Below are 24,261 nucleotides of genomic sequence, written 5' to 3' on the forward strand. Positions count from 1 at the left end.
CTGCGGATCCTAAAATGGTTTTTATCAAGGCGAAGCTCGCCGTTCATGTCGAGACCTGAACAAGGGCTTCAACACCGAGAGAAACCATTTTAGGAGCGCCCTAGGACAGCTACCCCCATACCTCAACTCTTTGTTTACCGGGCCCCACCCAGCCTTTGCTGTGGAGCCCTTCGAGCCTAATGTTCAATAAAGCTGCTCTGCCCAGTTATGGCTGGTAAACCGGATAATCCGAATACCCCTTATCGGTGCCGCCATACATAGTGTCGGCATCAACGTCATTGAGGGGCCAATTATTTCGCAAGCGCTCTGGCAAGTCGGGATTAGCAATAAAGGGGCGACCGAAACCAAAGATATCTCCAAACCCGTCGGTTAATACTCGAGTGGCTTTTTCGGCCGAATACTTTCCGGCATACATAATCGTGCCACTAAAATTGTCACGAACCGCCTGACGAAAACTTGAGGGCAGCTCAGGTGCCAGATCCCAATCCGCTTCAGCCAGCGAAAGGTAGCCAACACCGGCTCTTTCCAGCACTCGAATCGCTTCGACATAGGTAGCCTGAGGATCCGTTTCGACCAACCCCAAATAGACGCGATCTTCTTTTGTGCTTTCAAACAGGGGAGCAAAACGTACGCCCAATCTATCGGGGCCAACCACCTCGGCAACGGCAGCCACCACTTCTCGCAAGAATCGCAAGCGATTCTTCAGATTGCCGCCATACTCGTCCGTACGTTGATTGCTGTGCTCAGAAATAAACTGGTTTATCAGATAGCCGTTTGCACAATGCAATTCAACGCCATCAAAACCCGCCTCCAGGGCATTGCGCGCCGCCTGAGCATACAGCTGTACCAACTGCTTAACTTCAGCAGTGGTTAGGGCTCTGGGCTGACTGGGTTCGGCAAGTGCACCCACTCCCGGCTCGGTTTCGATAAAGACACTGACCGCTTTGGCTGCGATCGCCGACGGGGCAACGGGCGCCTCGGCATTGGGTTGTAAGCTGGTGTGGGATACTCGACCGACATGCCATAGCTGGGCGAAAATCACCCCGCCTTTAGCGTGCACCGCCGATGTGACTTTTTTCCAACCTTCAATCTGTGCTGGCGAATAGATCCCCGGAGTCCAGGCATAGCCTTGGCCGCGGGGTTCAATCTGGGTGCCTTCGGTGACCATAAAGCCGGCTCCGGAGCGCTGCGCGTAATATTCGGCCATCAGATCATTGGCGATATCGCCGGGCTGCGAACTGCGAGAGCGCGTCAGTGGTGGTAGCACGATGCGATTTTTCAGGGTAAAAGGCCCTAGGGTGGTTTGGCTAAACAAGTTGCTATTGTTCATGATGGATTATCTCGGGTTCTGTTTCATCACCCACTTCAAGCTGGCTGAAAACACCGCTCGTGGAGTGACGAAAATGACGGGTTGCGGGCATGATAGAGGCAACTAAGATACAATCAAAAACAACTTATCCTTGTTTAAGCTACAAATATGAATGGTATCAATAGGCTGGACATCAAGCAGTTACGCGTACTGGCTGCGCTCCTGCAAGAACGAAATTTATCGCGGGTTGCCGACAACATGGGCTTGACGCAACAAGCCATTAGCGAGCAACTGAGAAAACTACGAGAAGTGTTCGAGGATCGTTTATTCATTCGCCAGGGTAACGGCATGGTGGCCACCCCTAAAGCCGAGCAGCTCGGAGGCAAAATCCACGACATCTTACAAGCGGTAGAATCCCTCCTTGAGCAGGAGCAATTTGACCCCGCCTCTTACCAGGGCATCCTCAATATCAGCGCTACGGATTACGCCATTCAGGCCGTATTACCACCGCTACTAAAGGTGGTACGACAACAGGCACCACACCTTAAAATGGTGGTGCGAGACTTTGAATCTGAGAACCTGAACGCGCAAATGGCTGCCGGAGAGATCGACCTGACGTTAACCTTTCCCCCATTTTTGCCCGACTCATTGCACTACATCACGCTATTTGAAGAACAACATACCTGCGTTGCCCCCCGCCATTCCGAATTGACTCATCGCCAGTTAACGCTGGAAGAGGTGGCCGCACTTCCCCAACTGATTGTCTCTCCTGCACGGGACAGTTTGAGAGGCTCTCACGATGCCTGGTTTGCCAAACAAGGTTTACAAAGAAATATCCTGATGTCGATTCCGAGTTTTTCTGCCGCACCCAAGGTGATCGCCGCCACCGATACCATTGCTTTCTACCCCGAACGCCTGTTACCCAATGAACACGTCGTCCCCTTAAAGCTCGATACCCTCCCCCCTTCTTTTGAAGTAGTAGTAGCGTGGCACCCCCGCTCCAGCCAAAGCCCCATTCATCGCTGGTTAATAGATGAATTAAAAGCCCTGTTTTAAGCGATTCCGCCAGTGACTGCAGAACCATGTATTAAGGTACCTCTGATTACTTCAGATAGATCTCTGCGGACCCTAAAAATGGTTTTTGTCAGGCGAAAATCGCCCTGCATGTCGAGATCTATCGGGCATTATAAAAGGCCGGCTTGGGTTCACCAAAGTGCGTTATAAAGGACTGGATAAATACGATCATCACCTATTGGTGAGCAGCCGCTGGCCTGTTTGTTGGTAGTACAGAAGCACTGATTGAAACGAAGTGAATCATTACAGGCTTAGTGCAACCTGAAATGCTAAAAACCAAAATACGGCTCTAACGATGGCATTTTTCCCATACATTGAACGCCTAAAATTGAAAATTGAAAACTGAACTGGATTGGTCTGTGACACTCATTGATCAGACGTTCCTTAATAGAAAACTGTTTTTACTCATTTATAAAAGCAAGCAAGACGTCACAGCTCATTGATTTATTTCAAGCGAAAAACCTAGTGTATATCAATCGACATATCCATCGGTAACAACAAACTGGCATACTATGCCCCCCTATATTTATCGCACAACGCTCTCTATGAAACTCAGCAATATCACTCATCCCTTGACCAAAACTCTGTCCCTGTCCATCGAGCAATGGTCCCTGAAGCCGGGGGAACAATGGGCCCTGGTTGGCAGTAATGGATCAGGCAAGAGCCTGATTGGGCAACTTATCAGCGGTGATCTCACGCCTGGCGAGGGTACTATCTGTGAGCGCCCAGCCAATATTGGTTACGTGTCGTTTGAAAAACAGCAGGAACTGCTGGAGGCGGAGCGTTACAACGACGACACCGATTTTATGGACAAGGTCGACACCGGCACCCCCGTACGCGACCTTGTCCAGCAAGAGGAGCAAGACGAAGCACGTCTACAAGCGTTATCCAAAGTACTGGGCATGACAGACATTCTTGACCGTGGCTTTCGGCTACTGTCCACCGGAGAAACCCGCAAACTGCTGTTGGCCAGAGCACTGATGAGCCAACCCGATATGCTGGTGCTGGACGAACCCTTCGACGGCCTCGACGCAGCAACCCATAAAGCTGTGGAACAGATGATCAGCAACCTGATGCAAGATGGGGTTATGGTTGTGCTCTTGCTGAACCGGTTTAGCGAGCTACTGCCTGAGATTACCCATGTCGCTTATGTGCAACATTGCACTTTATTGGCCTGTGGTCCACGACAAGCGTTGCTTGCCGAGGGCGCTTTACAAACCCTGCATCAGTTTCATCAATTACCCGATACTCTACCCGTTGGTGATTCGACTCAGAAACTCAACCCTTCTCCGACCGATCAGCCCTTGGTAAAAATGAAAAATATTCGTGTTAGCTATGCGGAGAAAACCATCATCGACGGCCTTAGCTGGCAGGTCGATGCCGGGCAGCACTGGGCGGTGCGTGGCCCCAACGGTTGCGGCAAAACCACCTTGCTCAGTCTGGTCAGCGGCGATCATCCGCAAAGCTATGCCAACGATATTTGCCTGTTTGGTCTTCAACGGGGAAGTGGCGAAAGCATCTGGGAGATCAAACAACATATCGGACTGGTCTCCTCCAGCTTGCAGCTAAACTATCGCGTACCGATCAGTGCGCTGAATATGATCATCTCCGGTTTTTTCGACACCATCGGGGTTTACAACAAACCCTCGGACCGTCAAAAATCGCTGGCCATGGAGTGGCTACACCTGATCCATCTAGAGCACCACGCAAATACTCCGATTGCACAGCTGTCCTATGGCCAACAACGTATGCTGTTGATTGCCCGCGCGATGGTCAAGCACCCTCCGCTGTTGATTCTCGACGAGCCCTGTCAGGGACTGGATGAAATTAATCGTCAAATGGTTCTAGCATTACTCGACCAGATCGGCCAACTGGGCGAAAGCACCTTGCTGTTCGTCAGTCATCACGAAGAAGATTACCCCAACTGTATCGCCAACCGATTGGAGTTTGTCGCCCAACCCACCGGTGGATTTGCTTATCGGCAAATAGAGTAAGCCAAATAAGCCCCTTCACCCCTTTTTGTTCAAGCTTCAATGTCGACAGCCGCTAATCAGTAATAGAGCTGTTTGATGTCGCTATATGGTCAAGTTGGTCTCATTGGCTGGCTATGAGTGATATCTGGCTATACTGATTGTAATGCTACTTAAAAAGCACAAAACCAGGTGATGGGAATCAGCAGGCAACAACATCGTATTGTATTAGGGGCATTTTTATTGCTGGTTATCGGCTTTGTACCTGCTGCGCTTTGGCTTGGTCAGTGGGCTGCCCTCTCATGGGACAAGCCACCGCTCTCCGGATCGCTCGATTTCCAATGGTTTGATACCACCAACCAGGCTCATAACCTGAGTGCATGGGAAGATGGGTATACCTATCTTTTTTTCGGCTTTTTTAGCTGCTCGCAGATCTGCCCAGTACGAACTCACCAGATGCAAACATTGGAACGCTCACTGGCACAAAACACCGAATTGAATTTACCGCCAGTTCGGTTTCTTTTTATCACCATTGATCCCGGTACCGACACGCCAAAAATGCGTTATGAAATGATCGATAGTTTATCCGACCGTTTTTTCAGCGCTCGCTTGGAACCCCGTGAATTGAGCCGTATACAGCATCGTCTACGAGAAAAAGTGTCAACCCTGCCAACGATACCTCGTCATGCAGGAAACTTATACCTGGTGGGTCCAGACCAGTCCATCAAGCGCATCTACAGTCGCACTAATATCGACAACCAATGGTTACTCAACGACCTACAAAAAATTGTTATTTCAGCAGGGTAATCGGGAGCAAAAACAATGAGTCATATAGATAATGAAATCCTCCAGCAAGATAAAAACATCTACTACCTGTTACTGGCCCAAGCGCCTATCCTGCTCATCAGCGGTATGGTTGGTTCATCACTGCTTACCCTGAGTATCATCTCCGCCATTGGTATAGCCTTACTCACACAGGCCGCCTACAGCTTATTCAAAGGCACTACATTATTTGGCATCGCCGCTGCTGTTCTGATGATGAGCACCTCAGCACTATTGATTCAGACCCAAATGGGGATGATCGAGATGCACTTCCATATTTTCGCTTCCATGGTTGTGTTTCTGCTATATCAGCGCTGGCAACCCATTATCGCCGCCTTGTTGACTGTTGCCATACACCACATTTCCTTCACTTATATTCAAATGCAGGGCGTAGTGATAGCTGACATTCCCATTACTATCTTTGCCAACGACTGTACCTGGACGATTACCTTTATTCATGCGGTCTTTGCCGCCGTAGAATCGGTGGTTCTAATATTTATGAGCATCCAGATGAAGCTTGATTCATCTGCGAATCGCAACATTGCCGGTGCGATCCAGAAACTGTCGGAAGAAAATGATTTAACCGTTTCCTTGCATGACCCCAAGAGCCCAGCAGAGCATGCATTTAACGATATGCTTGCAACGCTCTCCAGTATTTTTTCAGAGTATCAGCAGATCTCTTCTCAACTATCTGAAACCAGCCACACACTGAACAACATCGGGAAGCAAACCCAACAAAATACCGAACAGCAGAGAGAACGTTCGCAGAATGTATCCCAATCAACCCTGCACATTCTGGAAAGCGTCAGTAATATCGCTATCAACAGCTCCGACTCGTCAGAAAAAGCAACCCAGGTTGAACAGGACAGTCTGTCTGACAGCACACAAGTGATGACGGTTATGGAAGATATGAGCGCTCTTGAGACCGAAATCACTTCTGTGTCGCTATCATTGAATGAACTCACCGAAGACGTCAATTCCGTCACCTCACTGTTACAGGCCATTCGAAGTATCTCAGAGCAAACCAACCTGTTGGCTCTCAATGCCGCCATCGAGGCCGCTCGGGCCGGAGAGTCTGGTCGTGGTTTTGCCGTTGTCGCCGATGAAGTTCGTGCTCTGGCCCAACGCACCAGCCAAGCCACCGATGACATTCAAACGGTTTTGGATCGCCTGAATACCAGCGTTGAAAAGACCGTTCATTCCATGGGATCAGGTAAAGAGCAGACAACTCAAAATGTCAGCCAGGTAAAAAAGATTGTTCATCGAATGACCGAACGAGCCGATGATATTCATCAAGTTTCCAGACTCAGTAAAACTATTGCCCAAACCACACAGGAACAAGAAAACCTGTTACAAGAAATTGGTCAACAAATTCAACAGAACGTCGAATCCACCCATGATCTGAATGAACATATGCAAAAGATGGTGAATGAAGCCAATGAGGTAAGTAGTATTGCCGAGCAATATCGCATTAAGGCTACAATATTTAAAATATCCTAGCTTCCTTACTTTCGACCGTCATAACTCGCGGAATAGTTTCATCGTTAGCCTGCGAGTTTTTTTATCCGCGACATTAATCTCATCACGGCTTTGCTTTATGACATGTCACTCATGTATTGTCGGGTTCACTTACACGACTGGCATAATTCAAGCGCCCTATGAAAACTTTCATCCAGGCACTACCCAAGGTTGAGCTTCATCTTCATATAGAGGGCTCACTCGAACCTGAACTGATGTTCGAACTGGCCGAGCGCAATCACATTTCGATTCCCTACCCTTCCGCTGACGCCGTTCGGGAGGCCTACCAATTCCACAACTTGCAATCGTTCCTCGACATATATTATCAAGGCGCCAATGTACTGATTACCGAACGCGACTTTTATGACCTGACCTGGGCTTACCTGCTACGCTGCCAGCAGGATAATGTGATTCATAGCGAGCTGTTTTTTGACCCACAAACCCATACCGAACGTGGCATTGGTTTTGATACGGTCGTTAATGGCATTTATAGCGCACTCAACGACGGCCAGGAAAAACTAGGCATCAGCAGCCGCTTGATACTCTGTTTTTTAAGGCATCTCGACGAAGCCTCGGCGTTTGCCACCCTGGAGCAAGCCCTGCCCCATAAGGATAAAATCATCGCCGTCGGGTTGGATTCATCCGAGCTCGGCCATCCACCGGAAAAATTTCAACGTGTCTTCGATCGCGCCCTGGCCGAAGGTTTTCTGAGTGTGGCCCATGCCGGGGAGGAAGGTCCCGCGAGCAATATTCGTGACGCCTTGACTCTGTTAAAGGTGAGTCGCATTGATCATGGGGTGCGCTGCACCGAAGACGAAGCACTGGTCGAGCAACTGATCAAAAACCGAACCCCGTTAACCGTCTGTCCGCTCTCCAACACCAGACTCAAGGTGTTTGACTCCATGGCACAACACAATATTGTCGAGCTATTACGTCAAGGGCTATGCGTCACCATCAACTCAGACGACCCGGCTTACTTCGGCGGCTATATGAACGACAACTTTATTGCCGTTGCCAACGCTCACTCGGTAACACAGAATGAGTTGGCCCAGTTTACCTTCAATGCCATCGACGCCAGTTTTGTCTCACCACAGGAAAAAGATCGCCTGCGACAAATCACCCAATCCTTTCTGGATAACCTGCCGGTTTAAACAGCGGTCTACATGCCGTATTGCAGAGCCGCGTAACCAGTGCAGCTCTGCAACAGAAGACGATCTAACAGGAGATACTGCTGCTGCCTTCCGGTATACTCCGCCGCCATGACTCGCGCCCTGGATATCCTCAACCACACCTTTGGCTACGACGCCTTTCGCCCTCCACAGGACGAGATTATCGACACCCTGATTAAAGGGGGAGATGCTCTGGTGCTTATGCCCACTGGCGGCGGAAAATCCCTGTGCTATCAGATTCCGGCGTTGGCGCGCCCCGGCTGCGGTGTGGTGATCTCACCCTTAATTGCCTTGATGCAGGATCAGGTCAGCGCCATGCAGGAACTGGGGGTGCGGGCCAGCTTTCTGAACTCGACCCTGGATCTGGCCAGCGTGCAGTCGGTCGAACAGGCGCTGCTCGATAACGAGCTGGATCTGCTCTATATTGCCCCGGAGCGGTTAGTACAGGGGCGCACGTTGCAGCTGCTGTCCCAGGCACAGATCGCTCTGTTCGCCATCGATGAGGCCCATTGCGTGTCCCAGTGGGGACATGATTTTCGTGCCGATTATCTACAGCTGTCTCTGCTGCACCAGGAGTTTCCTCAGGTACCCCGCATCGCCTTAACCGCCACGGCGGACGAACGCACTCGCGCCGAGATCATCGAGCGCTTGCAACTGGAAGAGGCTCAGCAATTTATCGCCGGTTTCGATCGCCCCAATATCCGCTATCGAATTACCCTCAAACAAAACGCCCGACAACAGCTGTTACGCTTCCTGAAACAGGAACACCCCTCCGACGCCGGTATTGTCTATTGTCTGTCCCGGCGTAAAACCGAAGAGATCGCCAGCTGGTTATGCCAGCAGGGTTTTACGGCCCTGCCCTATCATGCTGGTCTGCCGACTGAAGTGCGGGCTGAACATCAGGCGCGCTTCCTGCGGGAAGAGGGCATTATCGTGGTGGCGACCATCGCCTTCGGTATGGGCATCGATAAACCCGACGTACGCTTTGTCGCGCATCTCGACCTGCCAAAAACGGTTGAAGCCTACTATCAGGAAACCGGGCGCGCCGGACGCGACGGCGAAACCGCCAATGCCTGGATGGTGTACGGCTTGCAGGATGTTATCAAGCTGCGACAGATGATGGCCAACTCCCAGGGTAATGAAGCCTTTAAACGAGTCGAGCAACACCGTCTTAATGCCATGCTTGGCCTGTGTGAAATAACCAGTTGTCGACGCCAGACCTTACTCGGTTACTTTGGCGACGAACTGGCCGACCCCTGTGGCAACTGCGATACCTGCCTCGAACCGGTGGCTACCTGGGATGGCACCGAAGCGGCGCGCATGGCACTGAGCGCGGCTTACCGTACGGGCCAGCGCTTTGGCGTCAACCATCTAATAGATGTTTTGCGTGGCAGTGAAACTGACAAGGTCATTCAGTGCGATCACCATCGGCTACCTACTTTTGGCGTTGGCAAGTCGCTGGATAAAAACCAGTGGAGTTCAGTATTTCGCCAACTGGTGGCCCGCGGCTATCTGCGGGTCGACGTCGAAGGCTATGGTGCATTGCAACTGGAAAGCCATTGCCGAGCGCTATTAAGGGATGAGGAAACCCTGCATCTGCGCCGCGACACCCTGAAGAAAGTGGTCAAGCAGCAGACCAAAACCGCCCTGCCCGAGGATATCGATGTCGCACTGTGGGAAGCGCTGCGCGCATGCCGCCGGGAGCTGGCCGATGAACAGGGCGTGCCACCCTACGTCATCTTTAATAACAATACCCTGCAGGAGATGTGTTACCAGATACCCCAAAGCCTGAGCGAGTTCGGCAGCCTCAGCGGGGTTGGCGAACGCAAGCTGGATAAATATGGCGCCGACTTTTTACGGGTCATCAATCAACATCTGAGCAGCTGATTGCAACCTGCGACCACGCTTGCCTCTTTTACCTTTTGCTCTTTCCCCGCACCCACGAAGTTGGCATAATGCGCGCCTATTTTTTGTACGCCATACCAGCCACCAGTAATCCCGTGCGGTGCGGCCCCTGTCTCAATACCTGAATCCGGATCATTACATTGCTCACTACTGCCAATATCACCATGCAGTTCGGCGCCAAGCCACTGTTTGAAAACGTCTCTGTCAAATTTGGCGAAGGCAACCGCTACGGCCTGATCGGGGCCAACGGGTGCGGAAAGTCGACCTTTATGAAAATTCTGGGTAACGACCTCGAAGCGACTGCGGGAAATGTTTCCAAAGACCCTAACGAACGTATCGGTAAATTGAAGCAGGACCAGTTTGCATTCGAAGAGTTCAGCGTAATCGACACCGTGATCATGGGTCATGAAGAGCTCTGGGCGATCAAAGCCGAGCGCGACGCCATTTACGCCAAAGCCGAAATGAGCGAAGCCGATGGCATTCGTGCTGGCGAGCTGGAATCGGAATTTGCCGAGATGGACGGCTACACCGCCGAATCCCGCGCCGGCGAGCTGTTACTCGGAGTCGGCATCGAGGAGTCCCTGCACTTTGGCCCCATGAGCAAGGTCGCACCCGGTTGGAAGCTACGGGTCTTGCTGGCCCAGGTACTGTTCTCCGACCCCGACATCATGCTGCTCGATGAGCCCACCAACAACCTGGATATCAATACCATCCGCTGGTTGGAAGGCGTGCTCAACGAGCGCAACTGCACCATGATTATCATTTCCCACGACCGCCACTTCCTCAACAGCGTCTGCACCCATATGGCGGATCTGGACTACGGAGAGCTGCGCCTGTACCCCGGCAACTACGATCAGTACATGACGGCATCGACCCAGGCCCGGGAGCGTCTGCTGTCGGAAAACGCCAAGAAGAAGGCCCAGATTTCCGAATTGAAATCCTTTGTCAGCCGTTTCTCCGCCAACGCCTCCAAATCCAAGCAGGCGACGTCGCGTGCCAAGCAGATCGACAAAATCCAGCTCGACGAGGTCAAGCCTTCCAGCCGTCAGAACCCCTATATCCGTTTCGAGCAGGAGAAAAAACTGCATCGCCTGGCATTGGAAGTGGAAGGTTTGGGTAAGTCGTTCGACGATGACAAACTCTTCAGCGACCTTAACCTGATGGTCGAAGTCGGTGAGAAAATTGCCATCATCGGACCCAACGGCATCGGTAAATCCACCCTGCTACGCTGTCTGGTGGGAGATCTTGAGCCGAGTGCAGGCACCGTGAAATGGTCCGAAAACAGCAGCCATGGCTATTACGCCCAGGATCATGCGTCCGATTTTGAAACCGATAAAACCCTGCTCGAATGGATGGGCGACTGGGGCCAGGAAGGCGACGACGAGCAGGTCATTCGCGGTACTCTGGGACGTTTACTGTTCTCGCAAAAAGATATCGACAAGTCGGTTAAGGTGATCTCCGGTGGTGAACAGGGCCGCATGCTGTTTGGCAAAATCATGCTGCAGCGCCCTAATATCCTGTTGATGGATGAACCCACCAACCACCTGGATATGGAATCGATCGAATCCCTCAACCAGGCCCTGGAAGACTATGCCGGCACCTTGATGTTCGTCAGCCATGATCGGGAATTTGTCTCCTCATTGGCGACTCGCATTATCGAGCTGACACCCACCGGTGTGGTCGATTTCCACGGCACCTACGAAGACTACCTGCTCAGTCAGGGCGTGCAGTAGTCCTCAGCGAGAAAAAACAAAAAGGGAAGCCTGTGCTTCCCTTTTTTATACCTATACCCGGCCCCGCTGCTTCAGTTCTGGCCAAGGCAATTCCCAGGGCGTGTTCCACTGCTCAATCTGTTGCTGGCATTCATCGGTAAGGTATTCGACGCCTTCACCGGGCGATCGCACAAACTCCAGCGACTCATCTCGCCACTGAAAGCGCAAAGCATAGGCATGCAGATAACCCCGATCGCAAGCTTGAGCCTGCGCCTGATCACCATAACGGGCATCGCCCAAAATCGGCGCCGCCAGGCTTTTCATGGCGACCCGAATCTGGTGGGTTTTGCCCGTCGCCGGACGCAAGATAAACAGCCGCCGTTTGTGCTCGATTGAGGTGCTGAAAAACTGGGTGAGTGCCGGGTTGTTGGTACTTTTTCCCAACTTCCAGCTACCCCGGCGCGATCGGGTCATATCACCGCGTATCAGCCCTTGCTTGCGATTGGGTTTACGGGCCGACAACGCCAGGTAAAATTTTTCGATGCGGTGCTCCCGAAACAGCTCCGCCAACCCGGCCGCGGCATCGGGATTCCTTGCCAGCAATAACAGTCCGGACGTCATGCGGTCGAGCCGGTGGACCAAAAACAGCTGCGCTTCTCCCTGTTCACGGGCGATACGGGCCACCAGGCCCTCGGCCTCATCATCGCGATGCACACTAATCCCCGCCGCCTTATCGATCAGCAGAAAATCATCGTGTTGGTGCACAAGTTGGTACCAAGGCTGGGGCATAACGGCCTACCTGTATTGTGTCTATTAAGGCGAATAGGAACGATCGGACAACTCGACGGCCATTATCCCCGCCCAACTTCGCATTGCCCAGCCCGACGGTTGAGTTTTATCGTCGCTGCCGCCAGAATAAGCGCTGCTCGTGGCCAACGCTTCGAGCCATTGATTCACTGCGCAGCGCGCAGAACGCCATTGGGGGAACCATAAGATGAAAATGATCACCGCTATAATCAAGCCGTTCAAGCTTGATGATGTCCGCGCCGCCCTGTCCGATATCGGCATACGGGGCATGACCATCGAAGAGGTCAAGGGTTTTGGTCGTCAGAAAGGTCACACCGAACTGTACCGAGGTGCCGAGTACGTTGTCGACTTCCTGCCCAAGGTCAAGGTGCAGATCGCCGTTGACGAAGACGTGCTCGAGCAAGCCATTGAAGCCATTCAAAGCTCCGCTTGCACCGGAAAAATTGGTGACGGCAAGATTTTTGTGACCAACGTAGAACAGGTTATCCGCATCCGTACCGGCGAAACCGGCCCGGAAGCGCTGTAAACGAGCTGTTTTAAAACAGCCCAACCAGGCAGCAGACTAAAGCGGCCATAGAAGCCGTATCCATCGCTGCTGTATCACCGGAACAGACCGGATCGCTCCGCGATCACGACATAATTAAAACCCTATAAAGCCTGTTCCGGCGAGGGGCCAATAAACCTGTTGCCCCGATAATAATTAAAGTGCCTTAGGAGTAAATTGATGTCGATCTCACGAGTCGGTGGCCTGATAGCCGCCCTGGTTGCGCTCTGCGCAATTCCTTTACCAGCCATGGCTGATGAACTTAATGGCGCCAACACCGCCTGGATTCTCACCGCCACCGCCCTGGTATTGTTTATGACCCTACCCGGCCTGTCGTTGTTTTATGGTGGCCTGGTCCGTACCCGCAACGTGCTGTCGGTACTCATGCAATGCTTTGCCATCGCCTGTGTCGCTTCCCTGTTATGGATGATCGTCGGCTACAGTCTGGCCTTCACCGACGGTGGCGCCGCCAACAGTTTTATCGGCGGCTTCAGCCAGGTGTTCTTCGCCAATATTGCGGAAGAAACCGTGGCCGGTGATATTCCCGAATCCCTCTTTGCCATGTTCCAGATGACCTTCGCGATCATCACCCCGGCCCTGATTGTGGGTGCCTTTGCCGAACGTATTCGTTTCTCCGCCATGCTGCTGTTCAGCGCCGGCTGGTTGCTGCTGGTTTATGTGCCGATCACTCACTGGGTCTGGGGCGGCGGCTGGCTGGCCGAACTGGGCTTGCTGGACTTTGCCGGCGGTACCGTGGTGCACGTGACGGCCGGTGTGGCGGCGCTGGTATTCGCCATTGTGGTTGGTAACCGCAAAGGCTTCGGCACCACCGCCATGCCACCCCACAATATGACCATGGTCGTGACCGGTGCAGGCATGCTCTGGGTTGGCTGGTTTGGCTTTAATGCCGGCAGTGCGCTGGCCGCCAATGGCGATGCGGCCATGGCGATGCTGGTAACCCACATCTCCGCCGCCGCCGGTTCCCTGACCTGGATGGCGATGGAATGGATCAAACACGGTAAGCCCTCGGTACTGGGTATCGTTACCGGTATGGTCGCCGGCCTTGGCACCATCACTCCGGCGTCCGGTTTTGTTGGCCCCGGTGGCGCGTTGATTATTGGTATTTCCGCCGGTGTCATCTGCTACTACATGACCCAGGCGATCAAACAGAAGTGGAAAATCGATGATTCCCTCGACGTATTCCCGGTGCACGGCGTGGGCGGTATTCTGGGCACCTTGATGGCCGGTATCTTCGCCTCCAGCGAACTGGGCGTCTTCAGCGGACAAGGCCTTAACGAAGGCATGACCATCGCCAGCCAGCTTGGTGTACAGGCGATCGGTGTGCTTGCCACCGGTGTTTACACCGCCATCGTGACGCTGGTGCTGATGAAGGTCGTCAACAACATTGTGGCCCTGCGTGTTACCCAGGACGAAGAGACCGAAGGTCTCGATCTGGTACTGCACGATGAGCGGGGTTACGACCTGTAATCCCTACCTTATCGCAAAGGGCATCCAGCCCTTGGCAACCCACAGCAAAACCCCGGCTCAACACCGGGGTTTTACTGCTTTTGTATTACCATAAAGGGGGTTACTGACTAATCCTGCTGAACTACACTGTGCTATTCATACCCTGACACAGACGCTTTTATGTCCACCAATTTAAAAAAGCTCTCACAACAGCTGCGTAACTTTCCCACCCCCGTCGCGGGTCTGGCATTGGGCATCGCCAGTATCGGCATCATACTCGACGCGGTATTGATCATGGGCGGCGTCGTTCAGACCCTCACAGCGATCATTGCCGGCCTATTGCTGAGCCTGTTAAGTGTTCGCTTTGTGTTGCATCCCGGGACACTCCTCAACGACCTCAAACATCCGGTGGTGGGCAGCGTTGCCCCCACCTTTGCCATGGGTTTGATGTTGGTCAGCAACGCGATTATTCAGCACCATCACGAGCAGATCGGCCATGCCCTGTGGCTAGCGGCGGTCATCCTGCACGCCGGTTTTCTGGTGACCTTTGTCTATCACCGTCTGTTGCAGTTTGAATGGGAACATATGGTACCGAGCTGGTTTGTACCACCGGTGGGTATAGTCGTGGCTGCGGTCTCTTACCATGGAGAGAGTTTTGGCTTGCTCTATACTATTGCCGAACTTTGCCTTTACTTTGGCCTGGTTTGTTACGCCATTATGCTGCCATTGATGTTCTACCGATTGATCTTCAAAGAAAACATTCAACCCGGCGCACAACCCACTATTGCCATTCTTGCCGCACCCGCCAGCCTTTCCATCGCCGGCTATCTGAGCCTGATAGAAAATCCTTATGCGCTGGTTATCCTGGTCTTGTTTGGCATCGCCGTACTGATGACCTTTATTGTCTACATCGCCTTCGCCCAACTGCTACTGCTGCCCTTCACTCCCGGTTATGCGGCCTTTACCTTTCCCATGGCCATAGGGGCGACGGCTCTGTTTAAAACGGCGGACCAGCTGGCATCCTGGAACGTGAACCCAGAAGTGATTTATCAGGTATTGATTCTGGCCAAAATAGAACTGGCCCTGGCCACCCTGGTGATCAGCTATGTCACCCTGCGTTTTGTGATTCATTTCGCCAAACCCAAAAACGATATTCTTTCGACAAATTAGCTACTCAGGCAGACTCATCACCACCGCCGCACCACTAACGGCAATGCCACCTGTCTCAGGGATATCGACTCTGATCCGGCTGGGTCGCCCCATCACTTCGCCCTGGCGCAGGGTTAATCGAGCAGGTATTGATATCAACTTTGCTTCTCTCAAATAGCCGCCAAATGCTGCCGCTGCTGCACCTGTAGCCGGATCTTCGACAACGCCGCCTACCGGGAAAGGGTTACGGGAATGAAACAGTTCATCACTTTCTTTCCAAACCAGCTGCAGAGTTGTCAGGTCATTTTTCAACATCAGGGATTTCACCGTTTCGAAATCATACTGCAAGCGGTCCAACCGAGATTTGCTGTTCACCGCCAGCACCAGATGCCAGGCGCCTGCATAAGCCCGGGCTGGCGGAATCGACTCATCCAGTTCATCCTGCGACCAACCCAGCGCCTGCAATGTCGCCGTCACCAGTGGTTCTGGAGCAGATTCATAGCGGGGCTCGACGGACACCAGGGTCGCCTGCTGGTCACCGGTCTCTGTAGTCGTCACCGACACAGGCACCTCTCCGACAGTGGTGGTCAGTTGATAAGCTTCTGGCGCTTGTCCCTGCGCCATATCCGATTGCGCCAATGCGACCCCGGTGGCAATGGTGGCATGGCCGCAAAATGGCACCTCGGCCTCCGGACTGAAGAAACGAATGGTGCGTTGCGCGCCGGTCTCAGGGGCCACAAAGGCGGTTTCCGAAAAGCCGACTTCCGCGGCCATGCGCTGCATCTGCTCTACCGGGGGTAACTCACTGCCCACCCAGACACCTGCCGGATTGCCCCCCTCGGGAATAGTCGTAAAAGCCGCGATGCGTTTGAGAGTGCCAGATACCATGTCGATCTCCTTGCCCTGCGATGGGTACTGTTCGATGTGATGCGGAAACTATAGACTGTGCATAAACGACTATAAATGTTCTATTATGAACATCTGATACCCGATATTGCACAATTAAAGTGATGCCACCTCTCCGCCTTCAACGGCGTTAATCACCCTGCCGAGACCATCATGAACTGGAACGATCTGAAATTTTTCCTGGCCCTGGCCCGCGAAGGCTCGGTCAGTGGTGCCGGGCGCTTGCTGGGGGTCAAACACACCACCGTCGCCAGACGCATCCAGGCGCTGGAACAGCAAATGGACACACGACTGTTTGACCGTTCTCGTCAAGGTTATGCCATGACCCAGGCGGCCGAAAATCTGTTCGATCAGGTCGTGCATCTCGAGGAAAAAGTTCAGCAACTGCATCGCCAGGCCTCTCATCAGGATTCGGCTCTGGCCGGCCCGCTGAAACTGACGATTGCTCATGAGCTGGCCAATCGGCTGATTCTGCCGCACATTGGAACTTTCTGTCAGCGTTACCCGAGCATCGACCTACAACTGATGATGACAACCGGTCTGGTCGATCTGGCCGCCATTGAAGCCGATATTGCTATACGCATGACAGCATCACCGCCCGATTACCTGATCGGGCGCGAATTGATGAAACTGCGTCATGGTATTTATGGTACTTCGACGGCCCTAAGCCAGCTGACAACACCGGTGCCTGTGATCCTGTTTCAAAGTGAAAGGCAACCTCCCCCATGGGTCACCGATCATTTTGAAGACGCCAGGGTGGTGCTGCGTGTTAACGATGTGGGTTCCATGGCCGTCGCCGTGAAAAGCGGTCTGGGCATCGCCAAACTGCCTTGTTATATCGGCGATACAGAACCTGAGCTGAGACGACTCGATTTGGATATCGGCTTATCCGACTGGGGGCTATGGATGCTCAACCACGTCGATCTGCGCACCACCGCCCGAGTTCGAGCCTGCAAGGACTATCTGGAGCAAGTCATCGAAAATCAGCGCCCTTTGATACAGGGCACGCAATCAAACTATTTTGAGTAGCCGCGATGGATAAAAAAGCATACCAAGCAACGGTCCGACATATTACCGACCTTAGTTGCCATCGGTCAGTTCGACCTTCAGTTCTTTGATGCGGTTTAGTTTATCAATGTAGGGATCGGGCACCGTATCGCCATCTATTTTCATCAGCTCATTCCTGAGCTTTTCAAACTGGGTTTTGGCCGAGCGGTAACCGGCTTTGGCCTTGCCAAAGGCAAAGGTTTTCTCCAGCGTGCCCGACAATGTGGTGATGGCAGCCAGAATGGCCAACAGCTGCTTATCCTCCAGGCCAACCGCCGCCCAATAGGTGGTCAGCGCGCCGCAGACGATGGTTAGCAAAATAATAAAATTATGGGCTACCGCTGCTCGCAATCGTTGCCGGCGAGCCTGGCCAATTTCTCGTTCCAGCGCGTCCATAAAGGCGTTTTTATTGGACATTCCTGTTCCTTTTTCCTACGGCTATTTCTACGTCTACTTCTGCGTTTATTACTGTTGTATTTCGACTTCACAGCAAAGGGAGTCGGAGCAAACCTTATTCAGACTGGCGCACTTTATATAACCGATTCCGTCGTAAAGCAAAATCGATTGTGCTGACCCAAAGCTAACGAAGCGCCGTTTTTACCAACTGAGCAATCTGGGACACGCCGCCGGGGCTTCACCTGGGTAATCTTGACCTACCGATTTAATGAGACCCTTTTATGAGCTTGTCAGGTGCGATCAGCCTCCGCAACATCATCCAGCGTTTTTGTCGCCCGATCTCCATCACCCTGGCATTGGTGGTGCTGGAGAACATCGCATTGGCGATGATTCCACTGCTGATCGGGTTTGCGATTGATGACCTGCTGGCCGGGTCTGCCACAGCCCTGCTGCAACTGGCGATGTGTCTGATGTTCCTGGTGGCGGTTGCTGTAATCCGTCGCATTTACGACACCCGCATCTATGGAGCGATTCGCGTCAATATGGGGCTACTGATCGAGCAACGCAGCCCAAACCTGCCGGTTTCAACCCGCAACGCACGGCTCGATATGGTGCGCGAGCTGGTCGATTTTCTCGAAGAGGAGATGCCCGAGCTGATAACAGCCATCGTGCAAGCGGTGATCGCGCTGATTATTTTAGCGAGCTTCCATCATTATCTGGCGCTCTCGGCAATACTTTTGACGCTGCTTATGCTGTTGTTCTACGCCCTGTTCCATGGTCGTTTTTATCGCTTGAACGCCGCTCTTAACGGGCAACGGGAACAGCAGGTTTCGGTACTGGATAGTGGCAGACGCTCACGACTGAGGCACCACCTACTGCGATTGAAGCAATCCGAAGTCCGATTATCCGATACCGAGGCCATCACCTATGGCTCCATCTTTCTGCTAGCAACAGTCTTTATCATCGCCAATCTGTGGGGCAGCGTGGGTTTGCCCGAGGTCAGCGCCGGCTCCATTTTCTCAATCGTGACCTACTCCTGGGAATACGTCAGTGCCGCCATCATGCTGCCGATCTGTTTGCAAACACTGACCCGATTACAGGAGATCACCCTGCGCATCAATCATCCGGCCTCCACACCACACCGGTCCAACGAGTTGCCACCATTATGAACAATCCTGTCTCCGTCGAGCCCGATACAAGCCTGCCCAAACAGCGCCGCCGCTGGCCTTTTGTTGTGCTCAGTTTGATGATTCTTGGCGGTGCCATTGGCTGGCTGAATGAGCCACCACCCGAGACTCCGATGGAGTCACGCCCCCGGGCCTTGTTGCCGGTCAGTCTGGTGGAGTTGCGGCCTCAAGCCACACCCTTGAAGCTGCACACCACTGGACTCACCGAGCCGCGCTGGGCGACCGAGATGGCAGCCGCCGTCGAGGGGCGAGTGTTGTCATTGGCAAACCCTCTGGAACCCGGCACGCGCTTGCGTTCAGGCCAGGTACTGGTCACCCTGGAGGCCAGCCCCTACCTTGCCGCTCGGGAAGACGCGCAGATGCGCCTGGCCGCCGCGCGGCTTAGTCAGGCCCGTGCCCAACACGAACAGAAAGTGGCCCTGAAAATGGGCGGTCGCCTGTTAACTCCCCTGGCCAAACATAAGCCCCAGATAGAGGCCGCCAAGGCAGCTACCCGCGCGGCCCAAAGCGCCCTGGAGCATGCCCAGCAACGGCTCGATGACACCCGGATACAGGCCCCCTTCGACGCTATCGTATTGGAACGCAGCGTGACTCCTGGGCAATGGGTCGAGAGTGGCGTGGCCTTGCTCAAAGTTGCCGCCAGTGACTCGCTGGATGTTCGGGTTCGCCTGTCCGATTCGAGCTGGCAACAGTTAACTCAACTGGACACCGGTGTCGCCGTTCGAGTGGTGACGGAACAGGGCCAACAATGGCCCGCCCAGGTGCGTTATGTTCACCCATCACGAGACCCCAATACTCGCCAACGACTAATCGTGCTGAAGGTGCCCGAGCCTTACGATAAAACGCCATCCCTGTTGCCGGACCAGCAGGTCGATGTCTGGTTCGACACGCCCCTGCGCGACGATATCTTCACGGCCCCTGCCTCGGCCCTCACCCACGACGGTTATGTCTGGACCCTGAACGACAAGGATCAACTGAGACCCGAAGCGGTCGAGTTACTGTCCAGCACCCAGGATCATATCCAGATCCGTTTTTTACAGAATCCGAAACAGCCCCGGCGCCTGGTACGCTATCCTCTGAGCAGTATGCTGGCAGGTCAGCAGGTTACACCCAGGCTCGAAGTCGATTTATCAAACGCGGCCGCCATCCGGGCGAACAACGACCCCAATCTGGTCGTCAGGAGCCAGCCATGAAATGGTTAACCGATTGGTTTCTGGATAATCCGGTCGCCGCCAATCTGCTGATGGTGCTGGTGCTCGCCGCCGGGGTTTTATCCCTGAACAATTTGCGAGTGGAGTCCTTTCCGCAAACACCACCGTCTCGACTGCTCATCAGCGTGGATTACCCCGGGGGCACGCCACAACAACTGGACGACAGCATTACCCGGCGCATCGAACAGGCGATCAGCGCGGTTCCCGGCATCCAGCGAGTTATCAGCCAGTCGATGCATGGCCGCGCAGAAGTCAGCGTGGTCAAAACGTCGGATACGAATCTGGATCGCTTGCTGGAAGATATTCGCAATCGCGTCAACAGTATCGAGGGCTTCCCCCCCCAGGCTGAGCCAGCGAAAATTCGCCGGGACGAATTCAGCAACCTGGCCGCCTTTGTGCTGGTTGCTGGTGACCTCGATGCCGACCTGCTGCAGCGATCGGCGGCGCGGGTTGAACAGGCGTTAAAAAAACATCCGGATATTTCCCAGGTCACCAACTTCGGTAAACGCCAGCAGGTATTATTGATCGAACCCGATCCTCTGGAGCTAAAGCGATACGGACTGAGCATTCGTCAACTGCAACAGATTCTGCAGAGCTGGTCGCTGGAATATCGCAGCGGTGAACTCAAAACCGCCCAGGGCACGTTGTTGCTGCGCGGCGACGGCCATGCCGATGATCTGCAACAACTCAAGCAGCTCCCCATGGTGACCGGCCAGCATGGTAATGTCTTGCTACAGGAGGTCGCCAGGATCAGCCGAGGCTTCGATAACGATGATTCCGTGGTGCGTTTCCAGGGCCAACCAGCCATCGCCTTAATGATTTCGACCAGTGCACGGGATCATCTGTTTCGTGTCAGCGAAGCGATCGAAGATACCCTGCAAAATTTGGCGCCCCAACTACCGGCGGATATCAAACTCGATGTTATGGCGGATATGACGCCCTACATAAAAGAGCAACTCTCACTATTGAGCACCAACGCCTGGCAGGGACTGCTTATTGTATTGGTATTGCTGGGGCTGTTTCTCGATCTACGGCTGGCCTTTTGGGTCGCCCTGGGCATCCCCATATCGATTGCCGGTGCGCTGAGCCTGATGGATCTGCCGCAATTCAATTACAGTATCAACGACATCACCTTGTTCGGCATGATTCTGGCGCTGGGTATATTGGTGGATGATGCCGTCGTGGTGGGCGAAAGCATTCATGAAACCCGGCAACGCCACAGCGACCCTAAAACGGCAGCCCGCATCGGCGTTGACCGGGTCTCCATTGCCACCCTGTTCGGCACCCTGACCACCATCGCGGCTTTCTCTCCGATGCTATGGATCAACAATGAACTGGCCAAGGTGCTCGCAGGGTTTTCTGCAGTGGTTATTTTTGCCCTGATTTTTTCCACCATCGAAAGCAAATTTATTCTGCCCTCTCACCTCAGCTTTGCCAGGCGCACGCCCTCGCGACAGGGTATTCTTGGTGTCTTTAATCGCCTTCAGGCGTTTCTTAATCGGGGGCTCGAAGGGTTTGGCAGATCCTGTTATCAACCCATGCTACGCGCCGCCCTGGATCATCGTTGGGCAGTGTTGATACTGTTCCTGAGTGTTTTCCTGCTCGCCTATGGCGCGCTGGCCACCGGGCAGATCCGCAGCGCCTTCTTTCCGGAAATTCCCGGGCGTTATCTGACAGCTACCGTGGTAATGCACAATGACGCACCCCAGGCTCTGAGTCTCGAGAATGCGCAACGACTGGAAACCGCCATTCATCAAGCCAGCACAGCCTTGCAGCAGGAATACCAGCTGGAACAACCACCGGTGCAGCGTCTGATCAATGCCGTTATCTACGCACAGGAGATCGAAATAACCGCCGAACTCAGTTCCGAGGCACTGCGCCACTTACCCACCGGCGCCCTGGTCAATCGATGGCGCGAGCAAGCCATGCCGCTAGAAGGCACCTATGCAGTAACCTTTTCCGCATCCGACGAACTGGCCGGCGGCACCACCATTGCGGTTGCCGCTCGTGACCGGGAGCTGGCTCGACAAGCCTCCCAGGCGTTGCAAGACAAGCTTAGGCTTTTACCCGGAGTGCAGGATGTCTCGGATGACAGTAAAGGCGGTCAACGCCAGCTGCAGCTAAGGGTCAACGAACGAGGCCGGCAACTGGGCGTCAGCAAACAGGATCTGGCGATACTGGTGGGTGGTGCCTTCGGCGGACTCGAAGTCAATCGATTACTGGTCGATGGTGAAGACACCCGACTGATCATCCGCCTGGCCGACGAACAACGGCGCAGCCTCGAACAGCTATGGAGCACTCCGGTTGCACTGGGGAACAGCTACGTGCCGCTGTCCGACATCGTCGAGGTCAGCAGCAGTCACGAGCCACAGATTTTACACCGGCGAAATCGCGATCGAGTGGTCAATATTCATTGGCGCCAGGACCGTTCCATCCTGTCACCGGAGGCGGTCTGGGCACGCTTGCAGCAAGAATCTGTGGTCGATATTGAACAGCAATTTCCGGGCGTCAGCATACAGGCCGTCGGTGAGTTTGAAGAGATCAGCGAAGTGCGCAGCGGCTTTCGCAAAGCGATGATCCTGACCCTGATGATGATCTTCGTGTTACTGGCCATCCCGTTGTCATCCTACTGGCAACCGCTGGTTGTGATATCCGTGGTCCCCTTTGGCTTTGCCGGCGCCATTATTGGTCATGGTGTATTGGGGCTGCCGGTCAGCATCTTATCGCTGTTCGGCATGATGGCGATGACTGGCGTGGTGATTAACGACTCCCTGGTACTGATCACCCGGTTCAATCAGCTGTTGGCTGAGGGCTTGCCGATGCCCGCGGCTCTGATCGCCGCAGGACGCAGCCGCTTGCGAGCCATTTTTCTCACCACCGTCACCACCGTATGCGGATTGCTGCCGCTGTTACTGGAAACCTCGGAACAGGCACAGTATCTAAAACCCGCAGCGGTTTCATTGGTCTTTGGTGAACTCTTCGCCACCCCGATCACCCTGCTGCTGATACCTCTGCTACTGAGCCTGGGGCTGTATAAAGCACCCTCAGCCAACTCTGCACCGTGCTATGATTCGAGGATCCTGCCAGTGGCCACTCAACAGGAAAGTTCATGACCAGGGACATTGCCCACAGCCTGATTCCAGAAGAGTTTCTGTTGGAACAACTGCCGGACAACTGGCGGCAGCGGCTGACCAAAGCGGTACTCTTTCTTGAACAGACTCTGGATCAGACACCGCCACCCGCCTGGAAGCAGGTAGCCGAACACTGCGCCATTTCACCGTTTCATTTTCACCGCCTGTTCAAGGCAGCTTTCCATGAAACACCCTCACAATACCTCAAGCGACTGCGACTGAAGCGGGCGGTCCAATTACTGTTCGATGAACCCGACTGGAGTGTTACCGATATCGCCCTGGGTTGTGGTTTCTCATCATCCCAGGCATTGGCCAAAGCGCTAAAACGGGAAATCGGTTTATCGGCCCTGGCTATTCGCGATCTACGCAACAGGAGTTACCCCGAGGAGTTCGAATTAATCCTGGCCAAGTTGGGGCACCCGGAAAAAACACAGCAATCCACCATCGAACGTCATCTGGCCGATAAGATCGAATATCAGGTGGTGCAGTGTGCTCAACGCGAATTCTGGAGCCAAACCCTGTGCCCGCCCAGCTTGCAAGGCGTTGCCAGGGTGCATCAGGATTTCGGCCAACACTTTAGCGGCCCACTCGTCGAGATCATGGCCGCCACCGAGGACGATAAGCCCTACCACCAGCAAACCCTGCATTTGGGTTATGCCCTCACCGGTACCGAGCCGAAGCAACCCCTGCCATCCTTCAAGCGCTTCATCATTCCTGCTGGGTACTTCCTGTGCAGCCGCGTTCGGGTGGCTAGCGAGACCGGCTATATCATCGCCTGGGAAGCGCTGTATGAATACCTGATGGCACACAACCTGGAGCCGGACCCGCGGGGTTATTGCATCGAAGAGATTTATAATCCGGAGCAGTTGCTGGTCGATAACGCGGCGATCGAAATCCGGTTATCGTTATCCATCAAACAGCCATAGCGATCCTGGAT

General features: G+C 53.8%; 19 protein-coding genes. 15 read left to right on the forward strand and 4 right to left on the reverse strand.

The features are described from left to right. Window positions 1-205: 205 nt before the first annotated feature. Entirely contained in the window at window positions 206-1,330 is a 1,125-nt protein-coding gene (locus MIB40_RS15040) for an alkene reductase (protein ID WP_249695932.1), read from the reverse strand. A gap of 147 nt (window positions 1,331-1,477) precedes the next feature. On the opposite strand from MIB40_RS15040, the gene MIB40_RS15045 reads away from it, so the two are divergent. The 7 genes from MIB40_RS15045 (at window position 1,478) to MIB40_RS15075 (ending at window position 11,500) form a co-directional block, all read left to right on the forward strand. Further along, window positions 1,478-2,365: a LysR family transcriptional regulator gene (locus MIB40_RS15045; RefSeq protein WP_249695934.1), complete on the forward strand. Its 888-nt coding sequence runs from the start codon at window positions 1,478-1,480 to the stop codon at window positions 2,363-2,365. Window positions 2,366-2,895: 530 nt separating this feature from the next. Next, entirely contained in the window at window positions 2,896-4,377 is a 1,482-nt protein-coding gene (gene modF / locus MIB40_RS15050) for a molybdate ABC transporter ATP-binding protein ModF (protein WP_249695936.1), read from the forward strand. A gap of 171 nt (window positions 4,378-4,548) precedes the next feature. Continuing rightward, window positions 4,549-5,160, forward strand: coding sequence for an SCO family protein (locus MIB40_RS15055; protein WP_249695938.1), 612 nt, complete (start codon window positions 4,549-4,551; stop codon window positions 5,158-5,160). Window positions 5,161-5,175: 15 nt separating this feature from the next. Continuing rightward, on the forward strand, window positions 5,176-6,675 hold the full coding sequence (locus MIB40_RS15060; protein ID WP_249695940.1) for a methyl-accepting chemotaxis protein: 1,500 nt from the start codon (window positions 5,176-5,178) through the stop codon (window positions 6,673-6,675). A gap of 158 nt (window positions 6,676-6,833) precedes the next feature. Beyond that, the gene (locus tag MIB40_RS15065; protein ID WP_249695942.1) at window positions 6,834-7,844 is read left to right on the forward strand and encodes an adenosine deaminase; all 1,011 of its coding nucleotides are present in this window, start codon (window positions 6,834-6,836) and stop codon (window positions 7,842-7,844) included. Between the two features lie 108 nt (window positions 7,845-7,952). Then, window positions 7,953-9,749 (forward strand): DNA helicase RecQ, encoded by a 1,797-nt coding sequence (gene recQ, locus MIB40_RS15070; protein ID WP_249695944.1) that lies wholly within the window; start codon window positions 7,953-7,955, stop codon window positions 9,747-9,749. 158 nt (window positions 9,750-9,907) lie between these two features. Then, window positions 9,908-11,500 carry an ABC-F family ATPase gene (locus tag MIB40_RS15075; RefSeq protein ID WP_249695946.1) on the forward strand — a complete coding sequence of 531 codons (1,593 nt, stop codon included), beginning with the start codon at window positions 9,908-9,910 and terminating at the stop codon, window positions 11,498-11,500. 51 nt (window positions 11,501-11,551) lie between these two features. On the opposite strand, the gene MIB40_RS15080 is transcribed toward MIB40_RS15075, so the two are convergent. Then, a complete protein-coding gene (locus MIB40_RS15080; protein WP_249695948.1) occupies window positions 11,552-12,268 on the reverse strand; it encodes a TIGR01621 family pseudouridine synthase in 717 nt (238 codons plus the stop codon). A 205-nt stretch (window positions 12,269-12,473) separates the two neighbouring features. Here MIB40_RS15080 and MIB40_RS15085 point away from each other — a divergent pair, with 205 nt between their 5' ends. The 3 genes from MIB40_RS15085 to MIB40_RS15095 all read left to right on the forward strand — a co-directional run bounded on the left by MIB40_RS15085 (window position 12,474) and on the right by MIB40_RS15095 (window position 15,467). After that, window positions 12,474-12,812: a P-II family nitrogen regulator gene (locus tag MIB40_RS15085; protein ID WP_249695949.1), complete on the forward strand. Its 339-nt coding sequence runs from the start codon at window positions 12,474-12,476 to the stop codon at window positions 12,810-12,812. Between the two features lie 198 nt (window positions 12,813-13,010). Continuing rightward, a complete protein-coding gene (locus MIB40_RS15090) occupies window positions 13,011-14,318 on the forward strand; it encodes an ammonium transporter (RefSeq protein WP_249695950.1) in 1,308 nt (435 codons plus the stop codon). Between the two features lie 159 nt (window positions 14,319-14,477). Continuing rightward, complete coding sequence (locus tag MIB40_RS15095) at window positions 14,478-15,467, forward strand: TDT family transporter (protein ID WP_249695952.1); 990 nt, start codon at window positions 14,478-14,480, stop codon at window positions 15,465-15,467. Here MIB40_RS15095 and MIB40_RS15100 read toward each other — a convergent pair whose 3' ends face one another. Beyond that, window positions 15,468-16,334, reverse strand: coding sequence for a PhzF family phenazine biosynthesis protein (locus tag MIB40_RS15100; RefSeq protein ID WP_249695954.1), 867 nt, complete (start codon window positions 16,332-16,334; stop codon window positions 15,468-15,470). It abuts the gene before it with no gap. Window positions 16,335-16,505: 171 nt separating this feature from the next. Between MIB40_RS15100 and MIB40_RS15105 the strand changes: the two genes are divergently transcribed. Beyond that, on the forward strand, window positions 16,506-17,381 hold the full coding sequence (locus MIB40_RS15105; protein WP_249695956.1) for a LysR family transcriptional regulator: 876 nt from the start codon (window positions 16,506-16,508) through the stop codon (window positions 17,379-17,381). A 51-nt stretch (window positions 17,382-17,432) separates the two neighbouring features. On the opposite strand, the gene MIB40_RS15110 is transcribed toward MIB40_RS15105, so the two are convergent. Next, the gene (locus MIB40_RS15110) at window positions 17,433-17,816 is read right to left on the reverse strand and encodes a hypothetical protein (RefSeq protein WP_249695958.1); all 384 of its coding nucleotides are present in this window, start codon (window positions 17,814-17,816) and stop codon (window positions 17,433-17,435) included. A gap of 260 nt (window positions 17,817-18,076) precedes the next feature. Between MIB40_RS15110 and MIB40_RS15115 the strand changes: the two genes are divergently transcribed. From MIB40_RS15115 to MIB40_RS15130, 4 genes are read left to right on the forward strand one after another with little or no spacing between them, the layout of a single operon-like run. Continuing rightward, window positions 18,077-18,964 carry an ABC transporter six-transmembrane domain-containing protein gene (locus MIB40_RS15115; RefSeq protein ID WP_249695960.1) on the forward strand — a complete coding sequence of 296 codons (888 nt, stop codon included), beginning with the start codon at window positions 18,077-18,079 and terminating at the stop codon, window positions 18,962-18,964. Beyond that, window positions 18,961-20,175 carry an efflux RND transporter periplasmic adaptor subunit gene (locus MIB40_RS15120; protein ID WP_249695963.1) on the forward strand — a complete coding sequence of 405 codons (1,215 nt, stop codon included), beginning with the start codon at window positions 18,961-18,963 and terminating at the stop codon, window positions 20,173-20,175. Before MIB40_RS15115 ends, MIB40_RS15120 begins: the two co-directional genes overlap by 4 nt. Then, window positions 20,172-23,306, forward strand: a complete 3,135-nt coding sequence (locus tag MIB40_RS15125; RefSeq protein WP_249695965.1) for an efflux RND transporter permease subunit — start codon at window positions 20,172-20,174, stop codon at window positions 23,304-23,306. Before MIB40_RS15120 ends, MIB40_RS15125 begins: the two co-directional genes overlap by 4 nt. Next, a complete protein-coding gene (locus MIB40_RS15130; protein WP_249695967.1) occupies window positions 23,303-24,250 on the forward strand; it encodes a helix-turn-helix domain-containing protein in 948 nt (315 codons plus the stop codon). Before MIB40_RS15125 ends, MIB40_RS15130 begins: the two co-directional genes overlap by 4 nt. The last annotated feature ends 11 nt before the right edge of the window (window positions 24,251-24,261 follow it).

The sequence above is a fragment of the Aestuariirhabdus haliotis genome (genome assembly GCF_023509475.1).
Taxonomy (GTDB): domain Bacteria; phylum Pseudomonadota; class Gammaproteobacteria; order Pseudomonadales; family Aestuariirhabdaceae; genus Aestuariirhabdus; species Aestuariirhabdus haliotis.